Consider the following 14,551-nt stretch of genomic DNA (forward strand, 5'->3'; position numbering starts at 1 on the left):
CTTCCGTGAAAGAGCACTCGCTCGAATACCATCGGCTTTCGATACTCGAGTGGTCGAATGCGAATCACTACTACCAGGGGACACAGTGAAACTGATCAGAACAGCAACGGTCGCGGTGGCGTTGACCGCAGCCGTAGCCACCGGCGCAGGCCAGGCCGTAGCGGATCCGACGTCGGAGTCGATGAACTACCAGACGTCGGTCAACCCGGATGGAACCGTCAAGACCATCCTCGACGCCGGTCTCTTCCGCGTCGATGCGACGAGCGAGACGGTGTCGATCGTCGACCAGGCCGGCTCCACGGTGGCGTCGATCCCGCTGGAGTACTCCATCAATGGAACCGTCTACTCCATTGCGCCCCTGATCGGTGCCGAAGGTCGGGAACTCACTCTCACCCCGCAGACCGTTCCTGTCGCTGAGGTCGCAGGCGCGAAGACCAAGCAGCAGGCCTTCGACAACATGGTCAACCAGCTCGCCATCGGTTGGAACAACGGCGGCGGCGTCGGCACGGCCATCGGTGCAGGCCTCGGCTTCGCCATCGGCTGCGTCTCGATCTTCCCGAACTTCATCTCGGGCTGCATTATCGGAACCGTGATCGGTACGGTCGCCGGCACGGTCATCGGAATCAACAACGCCAACCCCGAAGCTCAGCCTGCGGTGTTCGAGTACTTCACCACTGCGTAGGCACGACGGCCACTGGCCGAGGGATGTGGAACAGCGGGTAGAGCGCGTGCGCTCTACCCGCTGTTCGCTGTCCGGCCAGTGAGGGCTCGACGCATCGACACCGCTTTGACCATCGTCTCCTCGAACTCCTCGTCGGGGTCCGAGAGCGCGACGATCGCGCCTCCGACGCCGTACGTGACCTCGTGCTCGGTCGCCACGATCGTGCGAATGACGATCGAGAAATCTGCCGTACCCGTGATCGAGAAGTAGCCGATGGCACCGGAATACACTCCGCGCGGCCCATCTTCGAGCTTGTCGATGATTGCCATCGTGCGAATCTTCGGAGCGCCGGTCATCGAGCCGCCGGGGAACGCCGCTCTGATGCAGTCGGCAGCCGACGCGTCGTCACGCAGCCGGCCACGAACCGTGGAGACCAATTGGTGCACGGGAGCATAGGTTTCGACGTCGAACAGCTTCGGCACGTGTACCGAACCAGGAACGCACACCTGAGCCAGGTCGTTACGCACCAAATCGACGATCATCAGATTCTCGGCCTTGTCCTTCTCGTTCGCGACGAGGTCGGCCTTGAGTGCGTTGTCCTCTTCGGGGGTGGCCCCGCGCGGCCGAGTTCCCTTGATGGGCTTGGACTCCACGATGCGGTCGGCGTCGATACGCAGGAATCGCTCGGGGGAGGCGCTCAGGACCGAGACGTCGGGAAAATTCAAGAAGGCACTGTACGGGGTGGGATTGATTTCCCGCATGTAGGAGTACGTCGCCGCGGGGTCGATGGAACCGGCCACGGTGGCAGTGTTCGTCAGGCAGACCTCGTAGGTTTCACCGGAACGGATTTCGGCGAGGCACTGAGAGATGAGGTCGAGGTAATGCGTGCGATCGTGCCTGAGCCGTGGCTCCAGGGACAGCTCTGCGCCGAGCAACGGAGCACCGGACGCAGGTATCCCACTGGGCGCGCTCACGGTCTGCGCCTTCTCGGACAGTCCACTCAGCGTTGCGGTGACCGAGTCGAACCACTGCGCGAGGACCGGATCCCCGGGGGTATCGGCCAACCCCATCAAGTACAGGGTGCCGGCCTCGTGGTCGAACACCAACGCCCGATCGGAGAACACCATCGAGGCGTCGGGGGTCGCCGAGGTGTGCACCAGCTGCCCGCCCGTATCGGCCTTGAGTTCGTACCCGAGGTAGCCGACGTAGCCCAGTCCGAATGCAAAGGGAAGATCGTGCCGCGGGGGAGTAGCTCGGCGACGTAGTTGGGCGTCGATGTAGTCGAAGAACGTCGAGTGGATGTGTTCTTTCGTGCCGTCGGAGCCCTCGACGGTCACCATCGTCTCGGCTACCGAGTACGTCACGTATTCGGCGTGCGGCCCGGAGCAATCGCCCATGACGGTGAATCGGCACTCTGGCTCGAGTGCGGCGCTTCCGTCCAGCCAGAAACTCTTGGTGTCGTGCGCGAACAGCGTCTGGAACACGCGCTCGGAGTCGAAATCGCTGTCGATAGTGCGGGTTTCGATGGTGAACATCGAATCGTGGGTCCCCGCTGCGTTCGCTGCGTTCGCTGCGCTCGACCGCGCTAGCGTCAGATCGCGGAAATTCGCCAGCAGCTCACGCCCGTATTCGGTGCTGATCGACTCGGGGTGGAACTGCACTCCCCACAACGGCTTGCTGTGATGACGAACCGCCATCACCAGACCGTCCGGGGTCCAGGCGACTTCCTCGAAGTCGGCGGGAGTCCGGGTGACGACCAGAGAGTGGTAGCGCACCACGGAATACGGCGAGGGAATCCCCTCGAACAGATCCACCCCGGTGTGCGTGATGTCGGTGATGCGGCCGTGCATCGGTGCGGGGGCCAGATCGACCTCGCCCCCGAAGAGGTGGCACATCCCCTGATGGCCGAGGCAGACACCCAGAATCGGGAGATCGGATTCGCTTATCACTCGACCACTGATACCGAAGTCCTGCTCGACGTCCGGGCGGCCGGGACCGGGCGAGATCACGACGTTGTCGAACGCGGCGAAGTCGAGGGAAGACCACGCGACGTCGTTCTTGACCACGGTCGGTGGTCGGCCGTTGACCTCGGCGAGGAGGCTGTACAGGTTGTAGGTGAACGAGTCGTAATTGTCCACAAGGAGGGTTCTGATCGTCATCGACGTACCTCTATCGTTCGCCCTCGAAGCCAGATTCTGGCCCCGGAGAATCGATGATGAGATCCTCGACGCGACACGCCTCGGCAATCATCGACTTGTACAACTCTTCGAGAAAGTCGGGCGACAATCCGTTCGCGGACGCGAACTCACGAGCCCGTTCGGTCACCACGCCCACCCGGCCCGGCTGCATCATGGGAATACCGAATTCGCGTTTGACGTGGGCCACCCGTACACACACGTCGATTCGGTCGCGTACGGCTGCGCGCAAGACCTCGTCGATACCGTCCAATTCGCGGCGCAATTCCGCCAACTTCTGTTCGCCGACCGCAACGCGTCCGTCCGATTCCGAGTCGGACGCCGCCGTCCGCGGATCGTCGTGCAGACACTGATCGGAACCCTGGCTCACGAGTTGATGCCCCCTGTTTTCGACGACTACGGTGCTGATGATTATCGGTCGCAGCCGACATTTGTTACCGCGATCATCACAGACTCGGTAACCGACTACATGCGATGTTCGATGGTGTCATCCCGAGCCGTTTTCGCGCCACTCAAACTCGAAGAAAACGGACGCTGAACGACAATAATCACACAAGTCACCCGAAAAAAATCTCCGAGTTTCCAACCCATCGAAAAAATGCACCGCCGGATTGTTTCCAATCGGGCGGTGCATCGGTCAGGGGATCAGGCTCCGCGTCGCTTGACCTTCAGCAGATCGAGGCGCTCCTTCAACAACTCTTCCAGTTCATCCACCGAACGGCGCTCGAGGAGCATGTCCCAGTGGGTACGGGGAGGCTTGACCTTCTTCGCCTCGGGCGCGGTGCCCTCGATCAGAGAACCCTCGAGTCCGTTACGGCACGCCCACGTACCGGGAATCTCGGCGTCGTCGGCGAACGGGACGTCGAATTCCTCACCGTTGTCGCAGCGATAGCGAGCCACGCGGCGGGGTGCCAAATCGTGATCACGATCGGTCTCGTAGCTGACGGCTCCCAGTCGACTACCTCGAAGTACACGATCTGCCATAGTGAAGTCCTCTCCATCGATAGTAGGTATGTGCGCCGATTCCACCGGCCGGTTTCGGCCCGGCCGAGCTTCGTCGTCCACCCACTGATCTACAACGTCGTCGAGCGTCCGTTCGTTCCCGGCTCGCCCGCGCAGATCAAGGCATCTTACCTCGCCGGCAAAGTAGGCTGAGCGACCATGTCCGTGAAAACCCGTCGCAACCAGACGTGCGAGTGGTGCGGACGTCCCATCGACGATGTCGGCACCGGCCGCAAACGACGGTACTGCCGACAATCGTGCAGACAACGCGCGTACGAGCAGCGCAGTGCCGTCAAGGGGACGTCCATTCCCGTCGACGCCGTCGTGCTGACCGCCGAAGAAGCATCGGCCGTTGCGGATCGCGCATTCGAACTGCGCTGCGCGGCCGAGGACGTCAGCACCGCAGTGGCAGAAGGTGCCGCCGCCGACGAACTGCAGCGCCTGTGCATCGAGCTCGTGGCTAAAGCACACGATGCAGAGCGACTGCGCTGAGTATTTCCGAGGCTCCTCGCTGGTCGTCCTTCGTGCGGCGCGACGGTCGACGACATCGCTCCCGTCGTTGTTCACCGACTCCGTGGACAATGGGCGACGCACGCGCGTCTTGCGCGGACGCAAAGACACACAGAGGAGCTCCATGGCGTTCTGGGATCAACTCAAGTCCAAAGCACAGGAATTGAACGGGCAGCTGCAGACCAAGACCAGCCAGTTCAAGAACAAGGAGTTCGCCAACGGCAGCATGGCGATGTGCGCTCTCATCGCCGCCGCGGACGGCACGATCGATCCGGCCGAGCGGCAGAAGACGGCAGCGCTGATCGCCGGAAACGAAGCTCTCCGCGTCTTCGAGTCCGATGAGCTCCGCCAGAAGTTCGACTGGTACTGCGACAAGTTGCAGGGTGACTTCGATTTCGGAAAGGTCGAGGCCACCGCGACGATCGGCAAGTTGAAGTCCAAGCCGGACCAGGCCCGTGCCGTCATCCAGATCGGCATCATCATCGGCGGTGCCGACGGGCATTTCGACGACCACGAAAAGGACGCCGTTCGCAACGCATGCTTCGCAGTGGGAATCGACCCGGCCGAGTTCGAGCTCTGACCCGCTCCGACGTGGGCATCGAGACCGGATGAGGTCTGCGGCGACCGACGACGCTTCGACGTCGTCGGTCGCCGTCGCCGTCCCTGGATTCCATCTGTCCTGCAATTTCCTACTCCGCGGGTTACTTTGCTCGTTCCGGCTGGGTGCACAGACGTCGTAGACGCGGCAGCGGACCGATCGATCCGTGACCGAGGAGACCGAGCATGACTGTTGCCGCGATTTATCTCGTCATCGCATTCGGGCTCGGCGGACTCGCGATGGCGGTGCGACTTCCTCCGTTGGTCGGCTTTCTGGCGGCTGGGTTCGTCATCAACGCTCTCGATGTCGGTGAGGTGCCGCAGCTGGACCTGCTCGCCGACTTGGGGGTGACGCTGCTGTTGTTCGCCATCGGCCTCAAGCTCGATCTGCGCATTCTGTTGCGCCGCGAGGTCTGGCTCACCACGTCGGTCCATCTCGCGATCAGCGTCGCGCTCGGAACCACGGTGTTGTGGTTGGCCGCCGTGGCCGGCCTGGCCATGCTGTCCGGGCAAAGCCTGACGACCATCGCACTCCTGGCCTTCGCCATGTCGTTCTCGAGCACCGTGTTCGTCGTCAAGGTACTCGAGGAGCGGGGGGAGTCGCATGCGCTCTACGGCCGCGTCGCCATCGGCGTCCTCGTCATGCAGGACATCGTTGCCGTCGTCTTCCTGACGGTCACGAGCGGCACTCTGCCCAGCCCATGGGCCTTCACCCTCGTCCTGCTGTGGCCGCTCACGCGAATTCTTCGGAGAATCTGGAGCGGGCTGGGGCACGGCGAGATGCAGTCGTTGTTCGGCATCGTGATGGCTCTGGTTCCGGGGTACGCACTGTTCTCCACGCTCGGCCTCAAAGGTGACCTCGGTGCCTTGATCATCGGTGTCCTGTTGGCTTCGCATTCCGCGTCGTCCGAACTCGCACGGTCTCTGTTCCACCTCAAGGAACTTCTGTTGGTGGGCTTCTTCGTCTCGATAGGTCTGTCCGGATTACCCGATGTGCCCAGTCTCGTTGTCGCTCTGCTGATGATGCTCGTTCTGCCGCTCAAATCCGTGCTCTACGTAGCGCTGTTCGCCGCGATGAAACTTCGGTATCGAACGGCCCTGCTCGCAGGACTGAGTCTGATGAACTACTCGGAGTTCGGTCTGATCGTCGTCTCCGTCGGAGTGACGACCGGGATGCTGGAACCCACGTGGCTGGTCGAGATGTCGATCGCGGTGGCTCTGAGTTTCGTCGTGTCCGCGCTGGTCAATGGCCGCGGCCACCTGATGGTCGAGAAGATGGCGAGCCGGCTGCCCGTCCAGGACGAGCAGAGCCTCCACCCCGAGGAACGGCCCGGTGATGCCGGCGACGCCGAAGTCGTCGTCATCGGCATGGGGCGTGTGGGGTTCGCGGCCTACCAGCGACTGAACGAGCACTACCGATTGGACGTCGTCGGAGTCGACTACGACGGCCCGCGCATCCGTCGACTGGCCGAGCAGGGACTGCGTGTCATCGAGGGTGATGCCACCGACCTCGACTTCTGGCACCGACTACGCAGATCGGATTCCGTCCGGATCGCGGTGCTCGCCATGCCGCGGCACGGTGCGAACGTCACTGCACTGGCGTGTCTGCGAGAGTCCGGCTTCGGCGGAACAGTGGCGGCGGTCGCACGGTACGACGACGAGGTGCAGTGGGCAAAAGACCAGGGCGTCGATATCGCCTTCAACGTCTACGCCGGCGCGGGATTGGAACTGGCCGACCAAGTGGGGCATTCGACCCCGGAATACATCGATGATCGCACCGACTCCGAGACCGACGAGCCGCGTACACCGGACAACACCGGATAGGTCGGCGGTGCGAGTGATGGAGGCGCTCGCCGGAAACGAATGGGGGAGTCGTCAGGTACTGCCTGCCGCTCCGCCTCCTCCACCTGCACCTCCACCGGACGCAACGGATCCGCTACTGCTGGAGACGAACACACCGGAGAACGCAGACCAGGGGAGGACCACCGGAACACCCGCCGCATAGTCGGCATCCGCGGGTGATGTGAAGGCTCGTAGCGGCGTGTCACTCCCGGGGTCGGTTGCGGCCTCGAGTCGTTTCCGAAAGAACGGGGCCAAGCCGAACGCAACGATGTCCGGCAGAGCTACGTTCAGATCGACCGACTCGTCGTTGTCCTTGGCGGCCTGCTTCAGTCCGTCGCGGTACGCCTCCCAGGGGCGAGAGGCGTCCAGGCCCGCGACCGAGAAGCGTGAGTAGGCGATCGCCGTCCACAGTCCTGCAACGAAGAGAAGCCCTGACAACACCACCGCGAGCCACATCGTCGGTGCACCCGACGTCGCGACGGCAATTCCTCCGATCGCGAGAGCCCCGCCGAGTACGCCCAGACCGGCCAACGCTGTCCGGCGTCGACCTGAGCCGTCGGCAACGAATCCGCTCGCCCGCAGTGTGTTCTCCACGAGTTCTTTGGTTGCACCGGGGCCTCGAGCGATCTTCTTCAACTCGTCGCCGGGTACGACATCGTCCTCGGCTCGTTCGGCGAGCATCGACCAGACCGCCTGTTGAACCTCGCCGCGGGCACGGGTTCGGTCGACAAGCCTGATCTTGACTGTCCCTTTGTCGACCTTTCCCGGCTTCTTGTCCTGCTCGAAGGTGAGCGCATCGGCGGTGGCAAGCGCCAGTACGGTCCCTGGTACGCCGCTGGGCTGCGCGCTGCGGTGCACCAGGGCGGCCGCGTACGCTGCATCGGTGGCCTGGTCCGGTCGAACCGTCGTCGGATATTCTTGGGAGACAGTCGGTTTCGCTCGGCCCCGAAACACCGTTCCCACCAGAAGCAGCCCGAGAAGCGCGATCACCGAACCGGCCCACGGCAGCCAGGTCGAGCCTGGACCGTCGGCGAATCTGTCCAAGGCAGTCACCGGCGGACCGGTGCGAATGTCGGACGCCAGGCGATCTATGCCCGCGGTCAGGCTTCCTGCGACGTCACCATCTCGCAGCGGCGGAATCAGTGCGTCCTCGATGATGGCCTCTTGTTCGTCCCGCGGAACGTTACCGTCGTCGTACGTGGAGCCGACGAAGATGCCCGCGCGAGCCTCGTCGATCTTTCCAGGCTCCCGGTTGATCAATATTGCGCCTGCAGTGTCCTGGTCGACGCCCGTCAGGGACACCCATCTCTGCTGCAGGTCTTCTACTTGATCCAACGTGTTGTCGGGGTCCGCGTCGAGCTCACGCACGTACGCGATCACGTCCGCACCGGTGTCGGACTTCAAGTTCTCCAACTGACGTTGGATGTCCGCGGTCTGCGCCGGATTCAGGGAAAAACCCGTTCGGTCGTAGACACGCTGACCCGAGGTCAAACCCTCGAAGCCGGCGTCTCCGCCGGACGGATCGTCGGAGCAGCCAACGAGGCCGAACGATGCAATGAGGGCCATCAGTACGGCTGCAGCAACTCGGCGGTGGAAGTTCCGGCGACGGGATGTCTCGAGAAAGGCGTCCATCGAACGAACTCTAACCAGAGTTCGTCTACGGTAGCCAGCACAATCGGCCGACGCGGCAGTGGATATCCAGAACGGGTTTCCTCACAGTTGTTTCGTCACAGTGACGAAACAACTGTGAGGAAAGAGCGGAGAGGGAGAGGGTGCCGTCCGATCCGCAGTGCGCCGATCCCATGACAGCGGGTAGTCAGCGGGCCGGCTGCGATAGCTGTCGACCGGAAGCCCGTCACATTTCCCGCAGGCATTTCGATACCACCGGGACGCGTCGCGTCGACGCAGACTTCGGACAACGAAGAGCTTCAGCCGAATCGACTGCGTCGAGCAAAGTTGTTGGGCTGCAGCGAACTACGGTCGATCCCAGCGAACTGCAGGTCGACAGTTTGCCGATAATCAACATTATGTCAGGTAATGTTCTGAACGTTCGATCGACCTTGGTAATCGGTTGTCACTGCGGCGGCTCCATGAATTCGATCGTCTCTCCGTGTGGACCCACCGCGTACATCACGCGGGTGCCCACCTTTGCCCCGCCGGCAATAGGTTGAGGAGTTCCCTGCGCCGTCCACCCGAAGTCCGTGATTCGCGTCAGGACCGCGTCGATGTTGTCGACCTCGAAGGCAAGATGCGCAAAACCAGGATCGTGTGGTCGAGAGGATCCCTGCTCTCCCTGGACGTTGCGATATTCCAGCAGTTCGACCGTCTGACCCGCAACGGATACCACCGCCATCCGGACTGTAGCCCCGTGCGCTCCGGTGACCTCTCCCAGAAACTCTCCACCCATCTCGCCGGTGCGTTCGAGGACCGCGCCGAGACCATCGACCCAGAACCGAAGGGCGTCATCGAGGGAACCGACGGCGAAGCCGACGTGGTCGGAGCGAAGGATTCTGAACGACATGCCAGGAGCCTACGCCTGGCATGTTTCACGAATTGCGCTTCTGTTCGGCTCTCATCAGTCCGCCTCCGACGATCAACCGCTGGATCTCACCGGTCCCCTCGTGCAGCCGCGGCAGAATCAGCGAGCTCCACCAACTCGGTTACTCCGGAAAATCCGCGCTACGAGAAAGCCTTTCGTTCGACCGGATGTCGCCCAAGTTTTGTTCCAGCGCACCGATCACGGCGTCGTACCCGCTGTTGCCCAGGATCAGTCGGCGCGGCGGCGGGTCCTGAGCCATCGCTTCGATCACCGCACGGGCACCACGATACGGATCGCCCGGCTGCACCCCGTTCATGTCGACGAAATCGGCACGAACCTGTTCCAGCATGTCGTGGTAATCCGGAATCGCTTCCGCGACAGGCTCGTCGGCGAATCCAGCGTAGGCGTTGGTGCGGAAAGCCCCTGGTTCGACCGCCAACACGGAGATGCCGTGCTCGGCAACCTCCTGGCGCAGAGCGTCGGTGACGGCTTCGATCGCGTATTTCGTAGCGCTGTAGTAGCCGAATCCGACCGCCGCCAGAAGTCCGGCCACTGAGGATACGTTGACGATCCACCCACTTCTGCGGGTGCGCATTCCTGGTAGCACGGCTCGCGTAACGGACAGTACTGCAAAGAAATTCAGCTCGAACATTGCCCGGATCGAGGCTTCGTCCATTCCCTCGATCGATCCGTACCAGCCGCGACCGGCGTTGTTGACCAGCACGTCGATACCGCCGAAATGCTCTTCGGCCGTTCGTACCGCCTGCAGTACCTGTGCCGCGTCCGTGACATCCATGGGCACGACGAGAACGCGGTCACCGTACCGATCGGCCCACGACGCCAGTTCCCCTGGACGCCGCGCCGTGAGTACCACGCGGTCCCCCGCGCCCAAAGCCACCTCGGCGTACGCCATGCCGAAGCCGCCTGGGGTGCCACCGGTGATGAACCATCGCTTGCTCATGGCTCGATCACCAACCGGTTGATCAGCGCGCCGTCCAGAGTGAAACGGTAGTGCAGGTCGACGACTCCCCCGGGAAAATTGCCTTCCAGGTGCTGCGTGACGTCGGCGGTCGTGCCGGTCGCGGTCGCTCCCGTGAACTCCGATGTGTAGGTGTACTCACTCTCATTGACCGAGGCGGTCAGCCAGGCCTCGATCTCGTCGCGGCCAGAGTGATCATGACCCTCATCGGTCACGACGGCATCTGCGGTGAACACGGTGATCGCGCGAGCGCCCTGTCGGGCGTCGAGGGCGGTCATGAACTTCTTCACGTTGTCCGGGAGTGCATCCCATTCTGTGGTCATGACACCACGGTGATGCCTCCCCCAGGGGGAAGGTCAATACCGGATCGGCACACCAGTGTTCATGACCGACACTCGCCCCGGCGCCCCGTCGACTCACGCTGTTACCGAGGACGTCAAGCGGCGGACCGGTGGCTTGCCCAGCAGCAAGCGTGCAGCCAGCCCGGCCAGGAGCGCCCAGAAGGCAGCGCTGACACCGACGATGACTGTGCCGGACGCGGCGGTCACAAAAGTGATGACGACGGGGATTCGCTCTACCGGGTCAGCGAACGCGGCGGTCAACGACGCGGCGAGTGTCCCGAGTAGGGCGAGTCCGGCGACCGCGGCAATGACACCGACGGGGGCAAGTGCAACGAGTGTGCCGAACGACGCTGACGCCACGCCGAGCAACATCAGGACGATTCCCGCAGTCAGACTTGCAATCCATCGGCGAGTGCGATCCACACCCGCGTCCGGCCCGGCAGCCAAGGCGGCGCTGATTGCCGCCAGGTTGATCGCATGCCCGCCGGCGGTCGCACCGAGCAGGGTGCCTGCGCCGGTCACAACCATCGATCGCCGCCACGGAACCTGGTAGCCGAGACCGGCCATGACCGCTACACCCGGGACGTTCTGAGAAGCCATGGTCACGAGGTACAGCGGAAGTGCAATCCCGACGAGAGCCGCGACAGTGAACGTCGGCGACGTGAAATGGACCCGAGGTAGCAGGTCCGCCGGGCCCACCGTGGTATCGCCGGCTGCCACGGTGATGCCGATGACGACTGCGGCAGCGAGAAAGGCGAGGGGCGCGGCCCAACGGGGCGAGAACCGAAGTGCAACAAGCCAAGTCAGGACAACCGGGGCGACAGCGATCGGGTTCACAGCCAACCCGGTGACCGGGCCGAGACAGAGCTGCAGGAGGACCCCGGCGAGCATGGCTTGGGCAAGCGAGGTGGGGATGCGGGTGACCAGCGCCGCGAGCTGGGGTACCAAACCGGTGAGGACGATCAGCACCCCCGTGACAAGGAACGCCCCCACCGCGGCGGGCCAACCGCCATCGACGGTGCCGGTGGTCGCGAGCAGGGCCGCGCCGGGGGTGGACCAGGCGGCGGTGATCGGCAGCCGAGTCTGCCAGGAAAGGACGATGCAGGCCAGACCCATGACGACGGTGACAGCGAGCAGGCCGCTGGCGGCCTGCTCGTGGTTCGCTCCTACCGCTGTCAGGCCGCTCAGGACTATCACGAACGAACTGGTGAACCCGACCAAGGCCGAGACCACGCCTGCCGTGATCGGTGGCGCCAGTCCACCCGTCTTACGTGCATCAGAATCGGCGGTATCACGCGGTGGGGTGTGGCTCATGGTTCTCCTCGGCTCGGTGGGAGCCCAGGCGCGCGGCAGACGTCAACAGACGAGGCCGCTTCCCGATGGTGATCCATCCACAGCGCCAGTCACGGCCCGACCACAGGGTAGACCGAAACTACGGACCATCGGTACCGGAACAACCGTGACCGCTTCATCCCATGGAGCAACCCGACGCGCACCACCCGAACCATCTTGGGTGCCATTGATGCTTTCGCCCGGTATCGAAAAGACTGTGCGCGTTGCGAACCCGGGCAGTCCTCGATGGTCGGCCGACGAAATCCGTGCCGCCGTCGAAGAGGGCAGGCCACGATTCTATCGGTCGCAGTGTCATTCCGGGTCGTTCGAGCGTGCCTGCGTCTCTTCGATCCGTTGCCTCTGCCGCACACCGTATGCGGCTTCGGTGACTGCGCGATCGTCTTCGAGGCCCGAACCGAGCGCCCCACCGATGGTCGCAATGGACGCGAGTAGCCAAGCGAGACTGAGGTAATCGGAAAAGCCGACCGCGTGTCCGAGGGTGCTGGACAGCAGTCCCGGAGGAAGTGTGAGACACGCGGTCCCCAGCAGCATGCAGAACAGGGCTATGTGGAGGACGACAACGCCGATCACCAACGTCACGGCTGTCGCTGCGTTGTACAGCACAGATCTGTCTCGCTCTTCGGGTGATTTCGGCCGCTCCCACAATTCGTGATCGAGAATCAGCCACAGAACCATCGCCGCTATGGAGAGAATCGTCGCCGCGCACATTCGCCATGGGCCCATTGTGTCGGCGAACAACCAAATCGTGCTGGTAGCCAGCGCGAACGCTCCGGTGGCAAAAGCTCCGACCAGCACTTTCGACAGCCCTGTCACGAGCCGCCACGGCCGGTTCGCCCGCACCATCCCCGACAACAGCCGCAACCGTCGAAGTCCCGACGGTGCGAAGAAGCGTGTTCCGCCCTCGATGTTCTCGCTGGGAAACCGCGATGGTGCGCCGGGTGGGGCTAGTTCCGGTTCACCCACGGCACAGGCGATTGCCAGTTCGGTCACCGTGCGGACGCGGTCCTCGATACGCACACCACCCACCGCTGCAACGGAGATGAGTGCGAATAATCGTTCGGCGCTGACGTCGGCCACCACCGGCATGGTGTCTTCTCGCCGTGGCAGATCGGTGAGGTACACGACGATTTCTGCGTCCTCAGAAGACGGATCGACAGCGTCGATAACGTCCGCCAAGTCCGCTTGCTCTCCAGAGAGGTACGGCTTACTGCGTACTCGCGACGTCCATCTGCGTTCGCGGTGGTCTCTGCTTCGTAAGTGTTGCGGTAGGTGCGCAGCCACCCGGTGTGCGAGCGCAGTGGGTTTGCCGGGATCAGCGATCAATAACACCGAAGCCGGTTCGCCTGCGGAACCCGCTCGATCCACCTGGTTGTGGTCGATCCCCGACACCGCATTATTCTAACCAGTCAGGTCCGATCCGGGAACCCTCTGGCTCGAGAATTCCTGAGGCTCGGCGAATTCGGCATCGGTTCACCAAACCGATGTCCGCACAGAGGTTTTCGCTGCTCACTCGGTCGACGGCTCACGCGCGGATTGTCACGATGTCTCCACTCCGGACCATCTCATGATTCGCAGGGCGCGCAGGGTATTCCACCTATTCGGACGCCCATCGCCATTCTCGATCGGAAAGTGGACCGCACCGGCGTGAGTTCTGTCCAGCAGCCAAGTGCCGTCGTCACACTGTCTCGACCGGATGTGTTCGATTGCCGCCGTCAATCTCGGGTCGACGAAAGATCCAGCGGTTCGGAAGTAGTCGACTCCACGAAGCAGGTCGTAATGCCACCAGGTCGGAAAGGAGAAAAGCAACCAGTTCGGTTCGACGAGCTCCCCCGTGCTCACCCTCCTGGCCAGCCGGCGTTCCAGAAGGTACTCCTCGCCTCGGTGGCGTGCGGCACTCGACGCGGGAGTGCCGCCCGTGGCTCGTTCGTGCTCGAGCAACCCTTCGAGCACACAGATCGTCGAGTGAAAAGACCCGCGAGTCGATCCGTACTCCGCCTCGCAGTTCCAGCCACCGTCGGCGAGCTGATCTTTCACCAATCTGGTCACGATCGCGTCGACGTCGACTCCGAAATATGCACCCACGGCGACAGTCCTCCCGTTGATGCAGGGCTCGACTTCACCGTCGAAGAACCGTTGGCCTGCGTGTTCCCACCGGCAATTCCGGCGCACCGCCTCGATGGCGGTCCGTACTTCACCGGCGTACGGGTCGACACCCATCTCGCGCATCAACGTCAACGAATGAAGCGTCGAAGTCCATGGCTGCCCTCCTGAGAAATCGCCGTCGAAACCCGATGGGAAGCAAGCACCTCCGGCCCACAGGCCGTTCGGGTCGCGCGCGGCAAGCAAACGCGCGCCCCAGCCTTCGTACACAATTCGATTGCGCTCACTCGCCACATCAGCAGGGGGCGCGTCGTGCAGATCGCGCAGTACCTGCCATCGAATCGCTGGATCCGAATCGAGCAGCCACTCGTCCATGACCATGAAGGCGAGGCTAGCAATGAAACCGACCTTTTCGGCGCTGTGTGCGGACGG

15 protein-coding genes and 1 riboswitch are annotated in these 14,551 nt (G+C 63.1%); of the genes, 5 read left to right on the top strand and 10 right to left on the bottom strand.

Annotated elements, in window-relative coordinates:
• Nucleotides 1-85 precede the first annotated feature (85 nt).
• Nucleotides 86-682 carry a hypothetical protein gene (locus CH262_RS09445; protein WP_032365824.1) on the top strand — a complete coding sequence of 199 codons (597 nt, stop codon included), beginning with the start codon at nucleotides 86-88 and terminating at the stop codon, nucleotides 680-682.
• Between the two features lie 53 nt (nucleotides 683-735).
• On the opposite strand, the gene pabB is transcribed toward CH262_RS09445, so the two are convergent.
• The 3 genes from pabB to CH262_RS09460 all read right to left on the bottom strand — a co-directional run bounded on the left by pabB (nucleotide 736) and on the right by CH262_RS09460 (nucleotide 3,840).
• Complete coding sequence (gene pabB, locus CH262_RS09450) at nucleotides 736-2,820, bottom strand: aminodeoxychorismate synthase component I (protein WP_094717483.1); 2,085 nt, start codon at nucleotides 2,818-2,820, stop codon at nucleotides 736-738.
• A gap of 10 nt (nucleotides 2,821-2,830) precedes the next feature.
• The gene (locus CH262_RS09455; protein ID WP_027497119.1) at nucleotides 2,831-3,226 is read right to left on the bottom strand and encodes a chorismate mutase family protein; all 396 of its coding nucleotides are present in this window, start codon (nucleotides 3,224-3,226) and stop codon (nucleotides 2,831-2,833) included.
• 275 nt (nucleotides 3,227-3,501) lie between these two features.
• The gene (locus CH262_RS09460; RefSeq protein WP_027497120.1) at nucleotides 3,502-3,840 is read right to left on the bottom strand and encodes an RNA polymerase-binding protein RbpA; all 339 of its coding nucleotides are present in this window, start codon (nucleotides 3,838-3,840) and stop codon (nucleotides 3,502-3,504) included.
• A gap of 30 nt (nucleotides 3,841-3,870) precedes the next feature.
• On the opposite strand from CH262_RS09460, the gene CH262_RS27525 reads away from it, so the two are divergent.
• The 4 genes from CH262_RS27525 to CH262_RS09475 all read left to right on the top strand — a co-directional run bounded on the left by CH262_RS27525 (nucleotide 3,871) and on the right by CH262_RS09475 (nucleotide 6,789).
• On the top strand, nucleotides 3,871-4,011 hold the full coding sequence (locus tag CH262_RS27525; RefSeq protein WP_155288453.1) for a hypothetical protein: 141 nt from the start codon (nucleotides 3,871-3,873) through the stop codon (nucleotides 4,009-4,011).
• 6 nt (nucleotides 4,012-4,017) lie between these two features.
• Complete coding sequence (locus tag CH262_RS09465; protein ID WP_027497121.1) at nucleotides 4,018-4,350, top strand: hypothetical protein; 333 nt, start codon at nucleotides 4,018-4,020, stop codon at nucleotides 4,348-4,350.
• 142 nt (nucleotides 4,351-4,492) lie between these two features.
• On the top strand, nucleotides 4,493-4,948 hold the full coding sequence (locus CH262_RS09470) for a tellurite resistance TerB family protein (RefSeq protein WP_094717539.1): 456 nt from the start codon (nucleotides 4,493-4,495) through the stop codon (nucleotides 4,946-4,948).
• 203 nt (nucleotides 4,949-5,151) lie between these two features.
• The gene (locus tag CH262_RS09475) at nucleotides 5,152-6,789 is read left to right on the top strand and encodes a cation:proton antiporter family protein (RefSeq protein ID WP_094717484.1); all 1,638 of its coding nucleotides are present in this window, start codon (nucleotides 5,152-5,154) and stop codon (nucleotides 6,787-6,789) included.
• A 51-nt stretch (nucleotides 6,790-6,840) separates the two neighbouring features.
• On the opposite strand, the gene CH262_RS09480 is transcribed toward CH262_RS09475, so the two are convergent.
• The 7 genes from CH262_RS09480 to CH262_RS09510 form a co-directional block, all read right to left on the bottom strand.
• Nucleotides 6,841-8,439: a TPM domain-containing protein gene (locus CH262_RS09480; RefSeq protein WP_094717485.1), complete on the bottom strand. Its 1,599-nt coding sequence runs from the start codon at nucleotides 8,437-8,439 to the stop codon at nucleotides 6,841-6,843.
• 442 nt (nucleotides 8,440-8,881) lie between these two features.
• On the bottom strand, nucleotides 8,882-9,328 hold the full coding sequence (locus CH262_RS09485) for a VOC family protein (RefSeq protein ID WP_032387421.1): 447 nt from the start codon (nucleotides 9,326-9,328) through the stop codon (nucleotides 8,882-8,884).
• 139 nt (nucleotides 9,329-9,467) lie between these two features.
• Nucleotides 9,468-10,307 carry an SDR family NAD(P)-dependent oxidoreductase gene (locus tag CH262_RS09490; protein WP_032387420.1) on the bottom strand — a complete coding sequence of 280 codons (840 nt, stop codon included), beginning with the start codon at nucleotides 10,305-10,307 and terminating at the stop codon, nucleotides 9,468-9,470.
• On the bottom strand, nucleotides 10,304-10,648 hold the full coding sequence (locus CH262_RS09495; RefSeq protein ID WP_032387419.1) for a nuclear transport factor 2 family protein: 345 nt from the start codon (nucleotides 10,646-10,648) through the stop codon (nucleotides 10,304-10,306). Before CH262_RS09495 ends, CH262_RS09490 begins: the two co-directional genes overlap by 4 nt.
• A gap of 93 nt (nucleotides 10,649-10,741) precedes the next feature.
• Nucleotides 10,742-11,980: a benzoate/H(+) symporter BenE family transporter gene (locus tag CH262_RS09500; RefSeq protein WP_052057331.1), complete on the bottom strand. Its 1,239-nt coding sequence runs from the start codon at nucleotides 11,978-11,980 to the stop codon at nucleotides 10,742-10,744.
• A 15-nt stretch (nucleotides 11,981-11,995) separates the two neighbouring features.
• Nucleotides 11,996-12,083, bottom strand: a riboswitch (ZMP/ZTP riboswitch).
• Between the two features lie 227 nt (nucleotides 12,084-12,310).
• Nucleotides 12,311-13,408, bottom strand: coding sequence for a hypothetical protein (locus CH262_RS09505; protein ID WP_094717486.1), 1,098 nt, complete (start codon nucleotides 13,406-13,408; stop codon nucleotides 12,311-12,313).
• Between the two features lie 147 nt (nucleotides 13,409-13,555).
• Nucleotides 13,556-14,500 (bottom strand): hypothetical protein, encoded by a 945-nt coding sequence (locus CH262_RS09510; protein ID WP_032387545.1) that lies wholly within the window; start codon nucleotides 14,498-14,500, stop codon nucleotides 13,556-13,558.
• Nucleotides 14,501-14,551 lie beyond the last annotated feature (51 nt).

Origin of the sequence: Rhodococcus sp. 05-2255-1e (assembly GCF_002259025.1) — a bacterium.
Taxonomy (GTDB): domain Bacteria; phylum Actinomycetota; class Actinomycetes; order Mycobacteriales; family Mycobacteriaceae; genus Rhodococcoides; species Rhodococcoides fascians.